Source organism: Bacteroidota bacterium, from assembly GCA_039821555.1.
Lineage (GTDB): Bacteria > Bacteroidota > Rhodothermia > Rhodothermales > Rubricoccaceae > JBCBEX01.
Genome location: JBCBNX010000021.1, coordinates 1 through 19,123 on the forward strand (window position 1 = coordinate 1; position 19,123 = coordinate 19,123).

14 protein-coding genes and 1 tRNA gene are annotated in these 19,123 nt (G+C 65.0%); 10 read left to right on the forward strand and 5 right to left on the reverse strand.

The features are described 5' to 3' along the window. The 10 genes from AAFU51_16385 to rpoC all read left to right on the forward strand — a co-directional run. Positions 1-78: hypothetical protein (locus tag AAFU51_16385; GenBank protein MEO1572838.1), on the forward strand; the 78-nt coding region annotated here is incomplete at its 5' end. 91 nt (positions 79-169) lie between these two features. Next, positions 170-242 (forward strand) — tRNA-Trp (locus tag AAFU51_16390). 75 nt (positions 243-317) lie between these two features. Continuing rightward, positions 318-524, forward strand: a complete 207-nt coding sequence (secE, locus tag AAFU51_16395; protein ID MEO1572839.1) for a preprotein translocase subunit SecE — start codon at positions 318-320, stop codon at positions 522-524. A 44-nt stretch (positions 525-568) separates the two neighbouring features. Then, complete coding sequence (nusG, locus tag AAFU51_16400; protein ID MEO1572840.1) at positions 569-1,120, forward strand: transcription termination/antitermination protein NusG; 552 nt, start codon at positions 569-571, stop codon at positions 1,118-1,120. Between the two features lie 228 nt (positions 1,121-1,348). Beyond that, positions 1,349-1,783 carry a 50S ribosomal protein L11 gene (gene rplK, locus AAFU51_16405; protein MEO1572841.1) on the forward strand — a complete coding sequence of 145 codons (435 nt, stop codon included), beginning with the start codon at positions 1,349-1,351 and terminating at the stop codon, positions 1,781-1,783. Positions 1,784-1,888: 105 nt separating this feature from the next. Next, positions 1,889-2,596, forward strand: a complete 708-nt coding sequence (gene rplA, locus AAFU51_16410; GenBank protein MEO1572842.1) for a 50S ribosomal protein L1 — start codon at positions 1,889-1,891, stop codon at positions 2,594-2,596. Between the two features lie 28 nt (positions 2,597-2,624). Next, positions 2,625-3,155, forward strand: a complete 531-nt coding sequence (rplJ, locus tag AAFU51_16415; GenBank protein MEO1572843.1) for a 50S ribosomal protein L10 — start codon at positions 2,625-2,627, stop codon at positions 3,153-3,155. A gap of 180 nt (positions 3,156-3,335) precedes the next feature. Beyond that, positions 3,336-3,713: a 50S ribosomal protein L7/L12 gene (rplL, locus tag AAFU51_16420; GenBank protein ID MEO1572844.1), complete on the forward strand. Its 378-nt coding sequence runs from the start codon at positions 3,336-3,338 to the stop codon at positions 3,711-3,713. A 409-nt stretch (positions 3,714-4,122) separates the two neighbouring features. Next, positions 4,123-7,953, forward strand: a complete 3,831-nt coding sequence (gene rpoB / locus AAFU51_16425; GenBank protein MEO1572845.1) for a DNA-directed RNA polymerase subunit beta — start codon at positions 4,123-4,125, stop codon at positions 7,951-7,953. 94 nt (positions 7,954-8,047) lie between these two features. After that, complete coding sequence (rpoC, locus tag AAFU51_16430) at positions 8,048-12,409, forward strand: DNA-directed RNA polymerase subunit beta' (GenBank protein ID MEO1572846.1); 4,362 nt, start codon at positions 8,048-8,050, stop codon at positions 12,407-12,409. 95 nt (positions 12,410-12,504) lie between these two features. On the opposite strand, the gene AAFU51_16435 is transcribed toward rpoC, so the two are convergent. The 5 genes from AAFU51_16435 to AAFU51_16455 all read right to left on the reverse strand — a co-directional run bounded on the left by AAFU51_16435 (position 12,505) and on the right by AAFU51_16455 (position 19,015). Next, positions 12,505-14,289: a M28 family peptidase gene (locus AAFU51_16435; protein ID MEO1572847.1), complete on the reverse strand. Its 1,785-nt coding sequence runs from the start codon at positions 14,287-14,289 to the stop codon at positions 12,505-12,507. 183 nt (positions 14,290-14,472) lie between these two features. Beyond that, complete coding sequence (locus tag AAFU51_16440) at positions 14,473-15,414, reverse strand: DUF58 domain-containing protein (GenBank protein MEO1572848.1); 942 nt, start codon at positions 15,412-15,414, stop codon at positions 14,473-14,475. 116 nt (positions 15,415-15,530) lie between these two features. Next, complete coding sequence (locus AAFU51_16445; protein ID MEO1572849.1) at positions 15,531-15,713, reverse strand: hypothetical protein; 183 nt, start codon at positions 15,711-15,713, stop codon at positions 15,531-15,533. Between the two features lie 472 nt (positions 15,714-16,185). Then, positions 16,186-17,595, reverse strand: a complete 1,410-nt coding sequence (locus AAFU51_16450) for a fasciclin domain-containing protein (GenBank protein MEO1572850.1) — start codon at positions 17,593-17,595, stop codon at positions 16,186-16,188. A 229-nt stretch (positions 17,596-17,824) separates the two neighbouring features. Next, complete coding sequence (locus tag AAFU51_16455) at positions 17,825-19,015, reverse strand: thiolase family protein (GenBank protein ID MEO1572851.1); 1,191 nt, start codon at positions 19,013-19,015, stop codon at positions 17,825-17,827. Positions 19,016-19,123: the final 108 nt, after the last annotated feature.

A 19,123-nucleotide genomic window follows, 5' to 3' on the forward strand; every position in this document is an offset into this window, starting at 1 on the left:
GAGGAGGGGTTGCGGTTTGCGATCCGCGAGGGTGGCCGGACGGTGGGTGCGGGCGTCGTCGCCAAAATCCTCGACTAGAAAAGACAGTTGAAGGTGACATGTGCAAGGTTGAAGGTTTTAGCAACGCTGAACAACCTTCCACTTTGAACCTTCCACCTTCAACCTGTACACGGGCGTAGCTCAATTGGCAGAGCAGCGGTCTCCAAAACCGCAGGTTGCAGGTTCGAGTCCTGCCGCCCGTGCTTCCCACCCTCTACAGGGTGCTTCCTTCGGGGCCGTTCATCGGCCCTCTTTCGTGAACGGCCTACGACGAACCGATGGCGACCCAGACTCCTGAGAAAAAAACTGGCTACCTCACCGAGGTCCGCAAGGAGATGCGCAAGGTCTCCTGGCCAACCCGCCAGCAGGTGATCAGCAACACCGTACTCACGCTCGTATCGTCGCTGGCGCTGGCGCTCTTCACGTTCGGCTTCGATCAGGTGATCAGCCGGGTCCTGAAGGTCATCTACGCCCTCGGCGGCTGAACCCAGCCCCGTCGTCCTCCTCCACCCGCAACCCCGCCACCGCGATGGGCAGCCCGATCCGCAAGTGGTACGTCCTCCGCACCTTCTCCGGTCACGAGAAGAAGGTCAAGGAGTACCTCGAGAGCGAAGTCGAACGGCTTGGCTACGAAGACAAGCTCACCGACATCCTCATCCCGACTGAAACCGTCTTCGAGATGCGCGGCGGCAAGAAGCGCACACGTGAGAAGACGTTCTTCCCGGGCTACATGCTCATCAACGCGATCGTGGACCCCTACGTGAAGGAGGTCATCAGCGGCGCGCCGAGCACCATCGGCTTCCTCTCGACCGGCACCGACGGCGAGCCCACGCCGCTCCGCCCCGACGAAGTCAACCGCATCCTCGGCCGTATGGACGACGCTCGCGAGCAGGGCGAAGTCCCCGAGATGCCGTTCAAGGAAGGCGACCCGATCAAGGTGGTGGACGGCCCGTTCAACAACTTCACCGGCGTCGTCGAGGAGGTGCTGCCGGACAAGATGAAGGTCCGCGTCATGGTCTCCATCTTCGGCCGCAAGACGCCCCTCGAACTCGACTACCTCCAGGTGGAGCACGAGCAGTAAGAAGAGTGTGACCGCACGTACCGCCGCACCGCAAAACCGCCGCACTCTGCCAAGAGGCGATGAAGCGGGAACGCCCTTCGCCCTAGTACGTGCTCCCCGGCTCCGACGCGTATTTCTTTTCTAGAACCAACCCTACGGCGGGAGCAGCGATAGCCGACCATAGTCACGGCTGAACACGGGTCGTGACCGAACACGGCTTCCCTCGCTGCGCCAGTACCGCAGACGCGCATGGCTAAGAAAATCGACGGCTACATCAAGCTCCAGATCAAAGCCGGGCAGGCCAGCCCTGCTCCGCCTATCGGTCCCGCGCTGGGCCAGAAAGGCGTCAACATCATGGAGTTTTGCAAGCAGTTCAACGCAAAGACCCAGGACCGCATGGGCCTCGTGCTCCCGGTCGTGATCACGGTCTTTGCCGACAAGAGCTTCACCTTCATCATCAAGAGCCCCCCGGCGGCCGTTCTGCTGAAGCAGGCGGCGAAGATCCAGAAGGGGGCGGGCGACCCGCTGCGCGAGCGCGCTGGCAAGGTTACCTGGGACCAGTGCAAGGAGATCGCCCAGACCAAGATGGAGGACCTCAATGCGACCGACATCGACGCCGCCGCCCGCATGATCGCAGGCACCGCGCGCTCGATGGGCATCCGCGTCGAAGGCGTCCCGGCCTAGTGCCGACTCTGAACTCGAAGGATCGGGGACGTCGCGTCCCTGTGCTTTCTACCACAGCGGGAGCCGAGCCATCCTCGGCGCTTGCACCGCACAACCCTGAACGCAATGGCTAAGAAAGGCAAGCGCTACCGCCAGGCGCAGGAGCTGATCGCCGACGCCGGTGGCAGCATCTCGATCGCGGACGCCGCAGGCATCGTCAAGCAGATGGCCCGCGCCAAGTTCGACGAGTCCGTCGACATGGACATCCGTCTCGGCGTCGACCCGCGGCACGCCGAGCAGATGGTCCGCGGCTCGGTCGCGCTCCCCCATGGCACCGGCAAGACCGTCCGCGTGCTCGTGCTCACGCAGAACCAGCAGGCGGAAGCCCAGGAAGCAGGCGCTGACATGGTCGGCCTCGACGACTACGTCGAGAAGATCCAGAACGAAGGCTTCCTCGACTTCGACGTGCTCATCGCGAGCCCCGACGTGATGCCCAAGATCGGGCGCCTCGGTCGCGTGCTCGGGCCTCGCGGCCTCATGCCGAACCCCAAGAGCGGCACCGTCACGACCAACATCGCCGAGGCCGTCCAGGCTGTGAAGGCGGGTCGCATCGATTTCCGCGTCGACAAGTTTGGCAACGTGCACACGGCCATCGGCAAGGCGTCGTTCTCGGCCGAGCAGATTCAGGACAACGCCTCGGCGTTCCTGAAGGAGATCCTCCGCCTGCGCCCCGCCGCCGCCAAGGGTACCTATGTCAAGAGCATCACGCTCTCGACTACCATGGGCCCTGCCATCCCCGTCGACCGCAACGTCGCTGTCAGCGACGCGCGCTAACCCGCTCACCGTCTAACCGAACAGAATCATGGCTCTGACGAAACAGCAGAAGCAGGAGGCGGTCGCGGCGATTGCCGAACAACTCGGCGAAGTCAACACGGTCTACCTCACCGACCACGCCGGCCTTACCGTCGACGAAGTCAACCAGCTCCGCGCCTCGTTCCGCGAGGCGGGCGTCACCTACAAGGTGCTCAAGAACACGCTCGTCCGTCGCGCAATGGAGGACGCCGACGTCGACTACTCGGGCCTCTACGACGCTCTTCACGGCCCCACCGCCGTCGCCTTCACGACCGATCCCGCCAGCCCGGCGAAGGTGATCAAAAAGTTCCTCGACGGCAAGGAGAAGGAACTCCCGCGCTTCAAGGCCGCCTACGTCGACGGTGCCTTCTTCGCCGAAGGCCAGCTCGACACGCTCGCGGCGCTGAAGTCGAAGGACGAACTCATCGCCGACATCATCGGGCTACTCATGGCGCCGATCAACAACGTGGCCAGCGCACTCAACGCGCAGGGCGCGGGGCTGGCAAGCGTCATCCAGCAGATCTCCGAAAAGGAAGGCTAAACCGACTCGGCGCGACAGGGATCCGGAGAGTCCGCGCAAGCGCTCCCTGCCTCGCCCAGCGTCGTCCAGCGACGCACCACGACTCTCCACTTTGCATCCCCTTAATGGGCGGCGCAGCAGGCTCGGCAGATCGACTGCCGCACGGCCGCGCACAGACCGCCGCAGGAACCACACACTACCATGGCAGACGTAAAGGAACTGGCCGAATCCCTGGTCAACCTCACCATCAAAGAAGCGAACGAGCTCCTCGGCGTCCTCAAGGACGAATACGGCATCGAGCCTGCGGCTGCGGCTGCGGTTGTGGCTGGCCCGGCCGGCGACGGCGCGGCCGCTGAAGCCGAAGAGAAAACCGAGTTCGACGTGATGCTCAACAGCTTCGGCGGCAACAAGATCGCGGTCATCAAGGTCGTCCGCGCGGCGACGGGCCTCGGCCTCAAGGAAGCTAAGGACCTCGTCGAGAGCGCCCCGAGCGCGATCAAGGAAGCTGCGTCCAAGGACGAAGCCGAAGAGCTCAAGAGCAAGCTCGAAGAAGCCGGCGCCGACGTCGAGCTCAAGTGAGCTTGCGGTGGCCCTACGGGGCTGCCGATCTGACCGGAGCCGCATCGGCGGCGGGTACGCCCCGCGCTTGCCCGCCGTTGTATCGGCCCCGTGTTGCCGACCGACCGAACGGACGCCCAGTGTCCTGCCGGGGGTCGGCTTTCGCGGCTTTAACAGGCCGCACCTGTGGCTCTCACCGGGCCACTCTCCGCCCCGGCTTTTTTCGGGGCAAGGTCGGTGCTTCTAGGCACGGTCCTTTCGGCGCGAGGCGTAGCGCTCAAGTGGAACCCGCTGGGTGCCCTTGTGTTACACACCGCTGCCCAAAACATCGCACCCTCTCACGTCTCTACCCACGGGGTTTACGTTGAGCACTCAGAGCGTAGCCAAGTCCACGACCAACGGAACTGCAAACGGCGTGGCGACGGGCAACGTGGTGCCGGGCGAGGTCACCCGCATCTCGTTCTCCAGCATCGCGCCCGTCCTGGACTACCCAGACTTCCTGGACGTCCAACTCAAGTCCTTCGAGGAATTCCTGCAGGCGAACCTCGCGCCCGAAGAGCGCGACCCGTCGAGCGGCCTCGAATCGGTCTTCCACGAGCACTTCCCGATCACCGACACCCGCGAGCGCTACACGCTCGAGTTCCTGCACTACGAACTCGACGCGCCCAAGCACTCCATAGAGGAATGCCTCGCGCAAGGCCTCACCTTCGCCATCCCGCTCAAGGCCAAGCTGCGCCTGTCGAGCAAGGAAGACGAGGACGAGGATGAGCCCGAAGAGGCCATCCAGCAGGATGTCTACCTCGGCAACCTGCCGATGATGACCGAGAAGGGCACGTTCGTCGTGAACGGTGCCGAGCGCGTCGTCGTGAGCCAGCTGCACCGCTCGCCGGGCGTGTTTTTCGGCCAGAAGGTGCACCCGAATGGCACGATGCTCTACTCGGCGCGTGTGATCCCCTTCCGCGGCTCGTGGATCGAGTTCTCGACCGACGTGTCCGGCGTGATGTGGGCCTACATCGACCGCAAGAAGAAGCTGCCGGTCACCACGCTGCTCCGCGCGCTGGGCAACTCGACCAATGACGAGATCGTCAGCATGTTCGATCTCGCCGAGCGCTACGAGGTCGGCAAGAAGACTGCTTTCGTCAAGAGCGCCGTGGGCCGCGTGCTCGCCGTTGGCGTGACCGTCGAGCGCGTTGAGGAGATTGTGGACGAGGACACCGGCGAGGTGATCGAGACGCTGCGCGAGCGCGAGGTCGTCCTCCCGACCGACCACGAGCTCACCGAAGACGACTTCGGCATGCTCTCCGAGGCCAACGTCGAGCTGATCTTCCTCAAGAAGGAGGACGAGGACGAAGAGAACGCCCTCGACCGCACGAGCCTTCTCAACACGATCAAGAAGGACCCGACGCACTCGCAAGACGAGGCGCTGGAGTACCTCTACCAGACGCTGCGCGGCACCGAAGCACCGGACGTGGACACGGCGCGAAACATGCTGGAGCGCCTCTTTTTCTCGGAGAAACGCTACGACCTTGGCGACGTCGGCCGCTACCGCATCAACCAGCGCCTCGACCTCCCGCGTGACCGCGACGACCTCACGCTCACGCGCGACGACATCAACGCGATCATCCGTGAGCTCATCCAGCTCCAGAACGGGCGCTCGAACGTGGACGACATCGACCACCTCGGCAACCGCCGTGTGCGCACCGTCGGCGAGCAACTCCAGGCGCAGTTCTCGCTCGGCCTCGCCCGCATGGCGCGGACGATCAAGGAGCGCATGAATCTCCGCGACGCCGACAAGTTCACCCCGCAGGACCTCGTCAACGCGCGCACCGTGTCGAGCGTGATCAACACGTTCTTCGGCACGAACCAGCTGTCGCAGTTCATGGACCAGACAAACCCGCTGGCCGAACTGACGCATAAGCGCCGTATGTCGGCCCTCGGGCCGGGCGGTCTCACCCGCGAGCGCGCGGGCTTCGAGGTCCGCGACGTGCACTACACGCACTACGGTCGCCTCTGCCCGATCGAGACGCCGGAAGGCCCGAACATCGGCCTCATCTCGTCGCTCTGCGTGCACGGCGTCGTCAACCCGTTTGGCTTCATCGAGACGCCCTACCGCGTGGTGAAGGACGGCGTGGTGACGAAGGAGATCGAGTATCTCTCTGCTGAGGCCGAGGACCGCGCGATCATCGCCCAGGCCAACGCGCCACTCAACGACGACGGCACGTTCGAGAACGACCTCGTGCGCTGCCGCCAGTCGGGCGACTTCCCGATGATGGATCCGTCCGACATCGACTACATGGACATCGCGCCGAACCAGATCATCTCGCCCGCGGCGAGCATGATTCCGTTCCTGGAGCACGACGACGCCAACCGCGCCCTGATGGGCTCGAACATGCAGCGCCAAGCGGTACCGCTCCTGCGTCCGCAGGCCCCGATCGTGGGGACCGGCCTCGAAGGCCGCGCCGCCCGCGACAGCCGCGCCATCGTGGTCGCCGAGGCTGCTGGTGTGATCGAGTACGTCGACGCCAACCGCATCGTCGTGCGCTACGATGAGTCGAGCGAGCAGTCCGGCCTCGCCTTCGAGGAGCCGGTGCGCGTCTACGACCTCATCAAGTTCCGCCGCACCAACCAGGACACGGCGGTCAACCAGAAGCCGCTCGTCACCGTCGGCCAGCGCGTCAAGAAGGGCGACCTCCTTGCCGACGGCTGCTCGACCGACAAGGGCGAACTCGCGCTCGGCAAGAACGTGCTCGTCGCGTTTATGCCGTGGAAGGGCTACAACTTCGAGGACGCCATCGTCATCTCGGAGCGCGTTGTCTCGGAGGACGTCTACACCTCGGTCCACATCGAAGAGTTCACCCACGAAGTCCGGGACACCAAGCGTGGCGAGGAAGAACTCACGCGCGAGATCCCGAACGTCTCCGAGGAAGCCACGCGCGACCTCGACGAGCGCGGCATCGTCCGCATCGGCGCGGAGATCCACCCCGGCGACATCATCGTCGGCAAGATCACGCCGAAGGGCGAGACGGACCCGACGCCGGAAGAGAAGCTCCTCCGCGCGATCTTCGGCGACAAGGCTGGGGACGTGAAAGATGCCTCGCTGAAGGCCAAGCCAGGCATGAAGGGCGTCGTCATCGACACGCAGCTCTTCAGCCGCCGCAAGACTGACCCGATCACGAAGAAGGCCGAAGAGCGCCGCCTCACCGAGATCGACGCCGCGCTCGGCCGCGAGCTGTCGAGCCTCCGCGACTCGTTCTACGAGCGCTTCTTCAACATCGCGCAGGGCCAGGCGTCGGAAGGCGTCGAGCTCCGCGACGGCACCATCGTCGTGTCGGAGGGGGGCAAGATTACGAAGGCCTCGTTCAAGAACATCGAGCCCGCCGACCTCAAGATCCGGCAGGCGTTCACCCAGGACGAGGGCAAGAACGGACAGCTGCACACGCTGCTGTCCAACTACCAGCGCCGCTACGCCGAGATCGACGGCCAGGCCAAGCAGGAGAAGTACCGCATCCAGATGGGCGACGAACTGCCCCCTGGCATCGTGCAACTCGCGAAGGTCTACGTCGCTAAGAAGCGCAAGCTGCAGGTCGGCGACAAGATGGCTGGCCGCCACGGCAACAAGGGCGTCGTCGCGAAAGTCGTCCCGCAGGAAGACATGCCGTTCCTTGAGGACGGGACGCCGGTCGACATCTGCCTCAACCCGCTGGGCGTGCCCTCGCGCATGAACCTCGGCCAGATCTTCGAGACGCTCCTCGGCTGGGCAGGCTGGAAGCTGGGCGAGACCTATGGCACGATGCCGTTCGACGGCGCCAAGATGGAGGACATCACGGCGAAGATGAACGAGGCTGGCCTTCCCGAGGACGGCCGCATCCAGCTCTACGACGGGCAGACGGGCGAAGCCTTCGACCAGAAGACGACGGTCGGGCAGATCTACATGCTCAAGCTGTCGCACCTCGTCGACGACAAGCTCCACGCGCGCTCGATCGGGCCGTACTCGCTCATCACGCAGCAGCCGCTCGGCGGCAAGGCTCAGTTCGGCGGCCAGCGCTTCGGCGAGATGGAGGTGTGGGCGCTCTACGCCTACGGCGCCTCCAACGTGCTCCGCGAAGTCCTCACGGTCAAGTCGGACGACGTGCAGGGTCGCTCGAAGACCTACGAGGCCATCGTCAAGGGCGAGCCGCTCCCCGAGCCGAGCGTCCCCGAGAGCTTCAACGTCCTCGTGCGCGAGATGCAGGGCCTCGGCCTCGAAGTCAAGATCGATTGATGATTTGCGATGGCTGATTTTCGATTGGGTGCTCGCAGGAGACGCAGTCGCTAATCATAAATCGTAAATCCAAAATCAAAAATCCCCAATACCTATGGCCTACGGCACCCCCGACGTCGTCGAGAAGAAGCAGTACAACTCGATCACCGTCTCCCTCGCCTCGCCCGAGTCGATCCTGGAGCGGTCCTTCGGCGAGGTTCTCAAGCCGGAGACGATCAACTACCGGAGCTTCAAGCCGGAGAAGGACGGCCTTTTCTGCGAGAAGATCTTCGGGCCCGTCAAGGACTACGAGTGCCACTGCGGCAAGTACAAGCGCATCCGCTACAAGGGCATCATCTGCGACCGCTGCGGCGTCGAGGTGACCCAGAAGAAGGTGCGCCGCGAGCGCTTTGGGCACATCACGCTCTCGGTCCCGGTGGTCCACATCTGGTACTTCAAGAGCCTCCCGAACAAGATTGCCTCGCTCCTCGGCATCAAGTCGAAGGACCTCGAGAAGATCATCTACTACGAGCAGTACGTCGTCGTGCAGCCCGGTGCCGCTGGCGGCCTGGGCATCGAGGAGCGTCAACTGCTCACGGAGGATGAGTATTTCGACATCCTCTACCAGATCCCGGAGGACAACAACCGCCTCCCGGACGACGACCCTGAGAAGTTCATCGCCATGATCGGCGGCGAGTCCATCGAGGAGCTGCTCAAGCGCCTCGACCTTGACTCGCTGACGCAGGAGCTGCGCTTCCAGGCCAAGACCGAGACGAGCCAGGCCCGCAAGGCCGAAGCGCTCAAGCGCCTCGGCATCGTGGAAGGTTTCCGCGAGGCCAACAGTCGCATGGAGAATCGCCCCGAGTGGATGGTGATGCGCGTGATCCCGGTGATCCCGCCGGAGCTGCGCCCGCTTGTCCCGCTCGAAGGGGGGCGCTTCGCCACGTCGGACCTCAACGACCTCTACCGCCGCGTCATCATCCGCAACAACCGCCTCAAGCGCCTGATCGACATCAAGGCGCCTGAAGTCATTTTGCGGAACGAGAAGCGCATGCTCCAGGAGGCCGTCGATAGCCTCTTCGACAACAGCCGCAAGGCTAACGCTGTCCGCTCGGACTCGAACCGTGCGCTGAAGTCGCTCTCCGACATGCTCAAGGGCAAGCAGGGGCGCTTCCGCCAGAACTTGCTCGGCAAGCGCGTCGACTACTCGGGCCGTTCGGTGATCGTCGTCGGTCCTGAGCTCAAGATCCACGAGTGCGGCCTGCCGAAGGAGATGGCCGTCGAGCTCTTCAAGCCGTTCATCATCCGCAAGCTCATCGAGCGCGGCATCGTCAAAACCGTCAAGAGCGCCAAGAAGGTCGTCGATCGCCGCACCGCCGATGTGTTCGACATCCTAGAGAAGGTGATCCAGGGCCACCCGGTCCTGCTCAACCGCGCACCGACGCTCCACCGCCTCGGCATCCAGGCGTTCCAGCCGGTCCTCATCGAGGGCAAGGCGATCCGCCTCCACCCGCTCGCCTGCACCGCATTCAACGCGGACTTCGACGGCGACCAGATGGCCGTGCACGTCCCGCTCGGGCAGGCCGCCATCCTGGAGGCGCAGATCCTGATGCTTGCGAGTCACAACATCCTCAGCCCGGCGCACGGCGGCCCGATCGCGGTTCCGTCGCAGGACATGGTGCTCGGGATGTACTACCTCACCAAGAGCCGCAGCGGTCTCAAAGGCGAGGGCATGCGCTTCGGCTCGATCAACGAGGTCCAGCAGGCCTTCGACCGCGACATTATCGATCTGCACGCCAAGATCCAGCTGCGTCTCGACGAGGGCCCCTCGTTCGACGGCAAGCACGCGCAGGGCACGATGATCGAGACGACGGCCGGGCGCGCGCTCTTCAACGCGATCGTCCCGGACGGCGTCGGCTACATCAACGAAGTCCTCGGCAAGAAGAACCTCCGCCGCATCATCGGCGGCATCTTCGCGCGCACCGACTTCCCGCGCACGGCCGCCTTCCTCGACTCGATCAAGGACATGGGCTTCCGCCAGGCCATGCTCGGCGGGCTCTCGTTCAGCCTCGCCGACATCGTCATCCCGGACGCGAAGCACGAGCTGATCGACCAAGCCGACGAGAAAGTCGCCGAGATCCGCGGCAACTACGAGATGGGCTTCATCACGGAGTCCGAGCGCTACAACCAGGTCATCGACGTCTGGACGTCGACGAACAACAAGATCTCGGACGTCCTCTACGTCGCCCTGAAGGACGACGACGACGGCTTCAACGCCATCTACATGATGGCCGACTCCGGGGCGCGTGGTTCGCGTGAGCAGATCCGCCAGCTCGGCGGCATGCGCGGCCTCATGGCCAAGCCCCGCAAGAGCCTCGACAGCGGTTCGGGTGCGATCATCGAGAACCCGATCAAGTCCAACTTCAAGGAGGGCCTGACCGTCCTGGAGTACTTCATCTCGACGCACGGTGCCCGCAAGGGCCTCGCGGACACGGCGCTCAAGACCGCCGACGCGGGCTACCTCACGCGCCGCCTCGTGGACGTGAGCCAGGACGTGATCGTGACGGAGCCGGACTGCGGTACGCTGCGCGGCATCGTGACGGGCGCGCTCAAGGACAACGAAGACATCGTCCAGCCGCTCACCGAGCGCATCCTCGGGCGCGTGTCGGTGCACGACGTGAACGACCCGCTCACCGGCGAGCGCCTCGTCAACCGCAACGAACTCATCACGGAAGAGATCGCCGAGGCGATCGCGCAGACCTCCATCGAGGCCGTCGAGATCCGCTCGGTGCTCGCGTGCGAGGCCCCGCGCGGCGTGTGCGCGCTGTGTTACGGCCGCAACCTCGCGACGGGCCGCATGGTCGAAGCGGGTGAGGCCGTCGGCGTCATCGCGGCGCAGTCCATCGGCGAGCCGGGCACGCAGCTCACGCTCCGCACCTTCCACATCGGTGGTACGGCCAGCCGCATCGCGGCCGAGTCGACCATTCAGTCGAAGTTTGGCGGCACCATCGTCTACGACAACCTCCGCACGGTCGAGAACGACACGGACGACGAGCCGAAGACCATCGTGCTCGGCCGCTCCGGCGAAGTCCGCGTGATGGGCGACGACGGGCGCCAGCTCATCGCCTACACCGTGCCCTACGGCGCGGAACTGCTCGTCACGGAAGGCCAGGTCATCGAGAAAGGCGACGTGCTGGCCTCGTGGGACCCCTACAACTCGGTCATCATCTCCGAGGTCAAGGGCACCATTGGCTTCCAGGACATCATCGAGGGCACGACCTACCGCGAGGAGTCGGACGAACAGACCGGCTTCCGCGAGAAGGTGGTCGTCGAGACGCGCGAGCGCACGCTCACGCCGGCGGTCCTCGTGAAGACGAAGGAAGACACGAAGGAGTACCCGATGCCGGTGCGCGCTCGCCTTCAGGTGGACGCGGGCGACGAGGTGCAGGCCGGTACGGTGGTCGCCAAGATCCCGCGCCAGTCGGCCAAGACGCGCGACATCACGGGTGGTCTCCCCCGCGTGATCGAGCTCTTCGAGGCGCGCTCACCCACCGAGGCGGCCGTGGTCTCCGAGATCGACGGCGTGGTGAGCTTCGGCGGCCGTAAGCGCGGCTCGCAGGAAGTCATCGTCACCAGCCGCGACGGCTCGACGGAGAAGACCTACCTCGTCAAGCTCTCGAAGCACCTCCTCGTCCACGAGAACGACTACGTCAAGGCGGGCGAAGCCCTCTCCGACGGCCAGATCTCGCCGGACGACATCCTCGCCATCCTCGGGCCGACGGCCGTGCAAGAGTACCTCGTGAACGAAGTCCAGGAGGTCTACCGCCTCCAGGGCGTCGGCATCAACGACAAGCACATCGAGGTGATCGTTCGCCAGATGATGCAGAAGGTCCGCATCACCGACCCGGGCGACACGACGTTCCTTGAGAGCAACCTGGTCAATCGTTTCGATCTCGCGAGGGCCAACGACGACCTCTACGACGAGTTCGTGGTGACCGACCCGGGCAACTCGACGCTCAAGATCGGCCAGGTCGTCGGGCGGCGTCAGCTGCGCGAGGTCAACTCGGAGATGAAGCGCCAGGATCTCCAGCCCGTCGAGGTCCGTGAGGCCGAGCCTGCCGTCGCAGAGCCGGTGCTCCTCGGCATCACGCAGGCCGCGCTCGCGACGGACTCGTTCATCTCGGCAGCCTCCTTCCAGGAGACGACGAAGGTGCTCACCGAGGCTGCCATCGCGGCCAAGCAGGATGGCCTGCACGGGCTGAAGGAGAACGTGATCGTGGGGCACCTCGTCCCAGCGGGCACGGGCCTCCGGCAGTACACCGACATCGTCGTCGGCTCGAAGAAGGAGCTCGAAGCGCTCCAGGCGGCCACCGATGCCATCGACGCGGTCCTCGACGGCGAGACCGGTGGTGACGGTCTCACGGCTGCCGAGCAGGACGAAGCAGTCGCAGAGATCAGCCGTCGCCTCGGACTCTAAAGGCTGCGATCTCGCAAAACCAGAGCGCCCCGGCCACCATTGCGGCAGCCGGGGCGCTTTTCTGCTTGAGCGATCTGCTCACGGGGCGCCAGCGCTTAGTTGAACCCAGTGCCCGATACCGCCACGCGGTCGTCCTGGTTGGCGAGCTGCCACGCCGTCGCGAAGATGAGCTGTGCGCGGCGAGTCAGCTGCGGATAATCGATCTTCTGCGCCTCATCGCCGACCTGGTGGTAATCCTCGTGCGTCCCGTTGAAGTAGAAGATGAACGGGATGTTGTTCTTGCCGAAGTTCCAGTGGTCGGAACGGCGGTAGAACTGGTTGGGATCGTCGCGGGAGTTGAACCGCTCGTTGAGGTCCATGCCCAGGCCGGTAAGCACATTGGCTTGCTCGGTGATGGTCTGGATCTCTTCCGAGATGAGCTTGCCCCCGATGATGTAGACGTAGTTGTCGAGTTGTTCGCCGGGGTAGGTCGGGTCGGTGCGCCCGATCATGTCGATGTTGAGGTTGGCGACGGTGTTTTCCAGCGCGAAGATCGGCTCCGTGTCGGCGTAGTAGGCCGAGCCGAGGAGGCCCTTCTCCTCGCCCGAGACGGCCAGGAAGACGACCGTACGGCGAGGCCCATAGCCGGCCTCCTTGGCAAGCGCGAATGCCTCGGCCATCTCGACAAGCGCCATCGTGCCGGAGCCGTCGTCGTCCGCGCCGTTGTTGAGCGTGTCGCCCTCGCCCGCCGTCATGCCGATGTGGTCGTAGTGCGCGGTGAGGACGACGACCTCGTCCTTCAACACGGGGTCGCTACCCTCTACGACTGCCACGACGTTCTCCGTCATCACCGTCTCCGTCATGTAGGCCACGTCGGCACCGACGATTGCGCCGTCCACGGCGAAGACCTTTGGCGCGAGCGTCTCGTTGATCTGTCTCTGGATCTCGGCGATGGAGCGGTCGCCGAGGATGGCATCGGCGACGCCGGAGGAGATGCTGAAGATGGGCGGGAGGTTAAACGATTGGCCGCCGCCGCCGCCTTCGAGCGAGAGGCTGCCCACGGCGTTTAGGCGGCCCTGGGCGCGCGCGGCAATCGGCGTCGGGTTGCGGGGGTTGCGATCCGCAACGATGAGGAAGCCTGCCGGTTGGCCGACCCCCGCGCCGTATGCCGTCTGTAGCTTCGACCACCACTGCGTTGTGTAGTTGGTGAAGGTGCCGTCTTCGGAGACGAGGCTGGCAGTACCATCCTCGTTCATTGGCTCTGCGTCGAGCAGGAGGAGCCACTTGCCAGACACATCGATGCCCTGTTCGCTGAGCGCGGCGAAGTCGTCGTAGCGGTCGGTGGTAATGCCGTGGCCTACGAAGACGACGCCCGCGCCTGAGGGCGCCCCGTTGGCGCCGCCAAAGGCGAGGTAGCTCACGCCGTCCATGCCGTCACGGCTGAGCGTGCTGCTCATGCGCGTGGTGCTGCTGTCCGCGCCGTAGATCGTAAGCACGCTCCGGTCGAGCTTGCGGGCCTGGAGCGGGAACGGCTGGTAGTAGGCGGCAAGCGGGCCGCCATCCTCCACGGTCCCGGCTGGCAGCGCGCCCATCTCCATGAACTCCTTCGCAAGGAACGCGGCGGCCATCTTCTGGCCGCGCGCCGTCGTTTCGCGCCCCTCGAAATAGTCCGAGGCGAAGAAGTGCAGCAGCCCCTCCAACTCGCGCTCCGTGATCGTCTGTTGGAAGCGCTGGACGAGCGCTGGATCGTCGTAGAGCGTCGGTGTCGGGGGGGCTCCGTCGTCGGCGAGGGTACTGGGGCGGTCAGCCAAGTCGTCCGGCGTGATGCTGGCTGGTGCCTGGGCGAGTGCCAATGGGGGCGCAAGAAGCAGCGCGAGCGCCGCAAAGAGAAATCGGTACATGGGGAGTGAGGTCGCGTGAGAAAGGCAGGCGTCCAACGTGATAGGCAGAGCCAGGTTGCCCCGAGACAGGCCCAACTCAGCAAGATGGCGTCTGGCACATTGTCACATCCTGCGCACCGAGAGGGAGCGATCCATCGCTGGCCATCGACTTCCAGCGAAGCAGACCACGACTGCACTATAGCGCTAGAACAAACGGCGGCGCTTGTTGAGATAGGCCGTGAGCGCGGCGTCGTAAGGCTGCGCGGTGTCCAACTCGACGAAGTCGATGCGTTGCTCGCGGCAGCGGCGGCGGAAGCGCTCGGCGAAGGCAGCAACCGCCTCCGTATAGCTCGCGCGGAGCTGTGCAGGTTGCACCGTCATCGTCTCGCCCGTCTCCAGGTCGCGCATCACCAGGGGCACGTCAGGGAAGGCGAAGCGGCGCTCGGTGGCAGCGTCGAGGACGTGGAAGACGAGTACCTCGTGGCCGCGGTAGCGGAGGTGCTGGAGCGCCTTCAGGAGCGCGTCGTGTGCGGCGACGTTTTCGAAGAGGTCGGTGATGACCACCACGAGTGCGCGCCGTCCGATGCGCTCGGCGACCTCGTGGAGCGCAGCAGCTACGGCCGTCTTCGGCGTGGCCTCGCCCTTTGAGGGCGCGTCGTCGGTGAAGCCGTCGAGGGTGGCGAGGAGGCCGCGCACATGCCCCATCGTGGAGCGCGGCGGGAGCAGCGTGTGCACCGTCTCGTCGAAGCCGACGAGGCCCGTGGCGTCGCGCTGGCGGGCCATAAGGTAGTGCAGCCCCGCGGCGAGGTAGGCGCCGTAGTCCAGCTTTCGCAGCGCACTCTCGCCGCGGTAGCGCATCGACGCGCTCGTGTCGAGCACGACGTAGTGTCGCAGGTTCGTCTCCTCCTCGTACTGCTTGACGTAGTAACGGTCCGACTTCGCGTAGACTTTCCAGTCGATGTGCCGCGGCTCGTCGCCCGCGTTGTAGGGTCGGTGCTCGGCAAACTCGACCGAGAAGCCGTGATAGGGGCTCTTGTGCAGACCGGTGATAAAGCCCTCCACGATCAGCCGGGCGCGCAGCTCCATAGAGTCGAGCTGCGAGAGAACGTCGGGGCGGAGGTAGCGGGCGGCGTCCGAAGCGGGCACGGTCGGGGGCGTTGGAGAATGGTTGGATTCTCCGTAACGGGGCGACCGCCCCAGATAGTTTCCTGGGCGAGCAGCCCGTGCCACCGCTGGTAGCGACGTGGCAGAGCGAAGACGATTTAGGCCGCGAGCGAGACGGTTCCAGTGTCTCCGTCGCCCCCGATCATGTCGAGCCGGACAGGCTCGGGCAAGTCGTCTTCGGCGATGTCACCGAGGGACGGGATAGACGAGGTGGACGTTGAGTGGGTGACGTCGTGCGCGTCAGCGTCGTCGCTGGCGAGTAACAAGTAGAGATCGAACACGAGGAGGGAGCGTGTTGCTGAGGATGCGCGGGTGAGAGGGCGGGTAGGGTGGTACGCCTACCATGCGCATGGGCGACCCCGCAGGGATCACGGTGCTGGAAGAAACCGACAGGGAGGGCGCGTCGTCAACTGCCAACCTCGTATTTTTGTGTATCGTATTGCTACGGCAATACGGGCGCAGGGGCAGCGCGCTTGGCTGAAGGTGTGCACCCATGCAAGCAAGGGTGTCGCCGGTCTAAGGGCTATGCCCTATAGGAGGCTGTGGTGTCACGCAAACGTGACGGTTCGGCTGAAGAAAACGGCCGAAACCGAGGTCGCTGGGGTGCTCGGGACAGCTTGTCCCACTGCGACTCCTTGGGGGGAGGGCCTGGGTTGGGCGCACAATCGATCAGAAAGAAAGCGCGGTACCTCCTTCCGGAAGTACCGCGCCGAACGTCCGCAGTGACAGGCGGACTTGTTCGCGGTCCGTGACCTAGTTCGTCGGCGGGAGCAGTACCGCATCGATGACGTGGATCACACCGTTGGCGGCGTCTACGTCCACGGCCTGGATGTTGGCGTCCGCCATGCCGTTGCCGTCGGTGTCGATGCCGAAGCCGCTCGCGGCCTCCATCGACGTGACGACCGTGAAGGTGGCACCGTTCTCCGTGGTGAGCGTGAGTCCGTTCTCTAGAGCGCTCGAAAACGCTTCGATGTCCAGCACGTGGTAGAGGAGCACGCCACGCAGCGCTTCGCCACTAGGCACGGCGTCGAGATCCTCGAAGGCGCTGTTGACCGGCGCGAAGACCGTGAACGGACCGGGCCCGGCAAGCGTCTCGTCCAGGTTGACAGACCCGAGTGCGCTCACGAGCTCTTTGAAGTTGGCGTTCTTCGCCGCGATAGCGGTGATGGTTTGCGCCGACGACGGCAGGAGAACCTGATCGATCACGTGCACGACGCCGTTCGAGGCCGAGATGTCAGTCTGCACGATGTTGGCATCTGCATCCCCATCGCCATCGGTGTCGATGCCGAAGCCGCTGGGTGACTCGCTGGTCGCGACGACCGTCCACATGAGCATGTTGGCCGTCTCCAGGGCGAGGCCGTCGGAGAGGGCCGAGGCGCGCGCTTCAATGCCGAGCACGTGGTAGAACAGGACCGACCGGAGGGTCTCCTTGTTCTCGGGCTCGAGCAGACGGTCGAGCTCGCCGTCGGGAAGGTTGGCGAAAGCGCTGTTGGTGGGTGCGAAGACGGTGAAAGGGCCGTCCTCCTTGAGCGTGCCGACCAGGTCAGCAGCCCCGAGCGCGGTCACGAGCGTGGTGAGGTCGGCATTCCCCTGCGCGAGCTCAACGATGTCCGGAGTGGCATCCGGGGACGGCGGGAGCAGCACCGCGTCGATGAGGTGCACGACGCCGTTGTCCGCGCCGATGTCGACGGTCTGGATGTTGGCGTCGGCCATGCCGTCACCGTCGGTATCGATGCCGAAGCCGACGGAGGAGGCCGCACTGGCTACAACGGTGAACGTGGCACCGTTGAGGGTCGTGAGCTCGAGCCCGTCGGAGAGCGCCGAAGACATCGCCTCGATGTCGAGGACGTGGTAGAGCAGGAGGGCTTCAAGTTCGTCCTCGTTCTCGGGCTGCAGGAGGCGGTCGAGTTCGCCGTCGGGAAGGTTGGCGAAAGCGCTGTTGGTGGGCGCGAAGACGGTGAAGGGCCCGTCGGTCTTGAGCGTGCCTACAAGGCCAGCTTCGGAAAGCGCCGTGACGAGCGTAGTGAGGTCAGCGCTACCCTGGGCGACTTCGACGATATCCGGGTCGGCCTGGGGTGGGTCGTCGCTGTTGTCGGAGTCGCAGGCGCTGAACAGCACAGCCAGCGCAAGGACGAGCGCGTAGGGAAGACGGAGGAATGACATGGTCGGAAGGAAGTGAGTGGACAGAGGAAAGGCAGGATCAGAGGCAGCCTAGCTTGAGCCGCCTGACCCAGGTGAAGTGCACGTCCTTTACCCGCAGCAGCTTTCGCATACCCAAGACCGAGCAGGCTCTCCATCCGAACTCCATGCAGTCGCCCCCAAGCTGCTCAACGCAGCGCGGGCGGCAGACCGAAGTCTACCGCCCGCGCTGGACGTGGTTGGCAGGCAGTCGCTAGGCTAGCTCCAGCGTGAGCGCTGTGCCGCCGCCGGTGCCGTGGCAGATGCTCGCGAGACCGGCCTGGCCGTCATGCTGCCGCAGCGCGTGGATGAGCGTCACGATGATGCGCGCGCCCGAGCAGCCGATCGGGTGGCCGAGCGAGATCGCGCCGCCGTGGACGTTCAGCTTGTCGTACGAGACGCCGAGCTTGCGGTTGAAGAGCACCGAGTTGATCGCGAACGCCTCGTTGTTCTCGATGAGATCTACGTCGCCGATCTCCATGCCGGTCTTCTTGAGCACGTTCTTGACAGCCGGAACGGGGGCTTCGGGGAAACGCCACGGCTCACCCGCGGCCCACGCAAAGCCGGTGATCTTGGCGAGCGGCGTGAGGCCGTGCGCCTTCACGGCGTCCTCGCTGGCGAGCAGCAGCACCGCCGCGCCGTCGGAGATCTGCGACGAGTTGCCCGCTGTCAGCACACCGTCCTTGCGGAACGCCGTGCGCAGCCCGGCGAGCGACTCCATCGTCGTCTCGGCGCGGATACCCTCGTCGGCGGTGAGCGTCTTCGTGTCGCGGCGCACGCGGTAGTCCACGCCCACGATCTCGTCGGCGAAGTGGCCCGCCTCGGTGGCCTCGGCCGCGCGGCGGTTCGACATCTCGGCGACGGTGTCGAGTTCCTCGCGGGTGACGTCCTCGGCTGCGGCGAGCTGCTCGGTCTGCTCGCCCATCGGGTCGCCGGTCTCGGGGTCGGAGAGGCCGTCGCGGAACATCACGTCCTGGAACTGATTGCCGCCGCCCATGAGGAACTTGTAGCCCCAGCGCGCGCCCTGGTCGAGCACGTAGCCCGCGCTCGACATCGACTCGGTGCCGCCGGTGAGCACGATATCAGCGTCGCCCGCCTGGATCATGTAGGCGCCGTTCATGGCAGCCATCATGCCCGAGGAGCAGACCATGTCGACGGCCTGCGCGTCGACGGATTTCGGGATGCCGGCTTTGAAGGCGGCCTGGCGTGGGACGAGCTGGCCGTGCCCGGCGCGGAGTACGTTGCCCATCGAGATGAAGTCGAGCGCCTCGCCGTCGACGCCGGACTTGTCGAGCGCGGCTTTCATGACGGGGGCGGCGATGTCGGCGGGGCCCATGCCCTTGAATGCGCCGCCGAAGCGGCCAATGGCGGAGCGGACAGCGGCGACGATGTAGACAGATTTCATAGCGAGGTGTGGGGGATGGAGGTGTGAAAGTTTAGATGTATGAACGTGTGCACGTGGGCGACGCTGCTGTGTGCCGGTTCAAATCCAGACGACACGCAACACGCGATA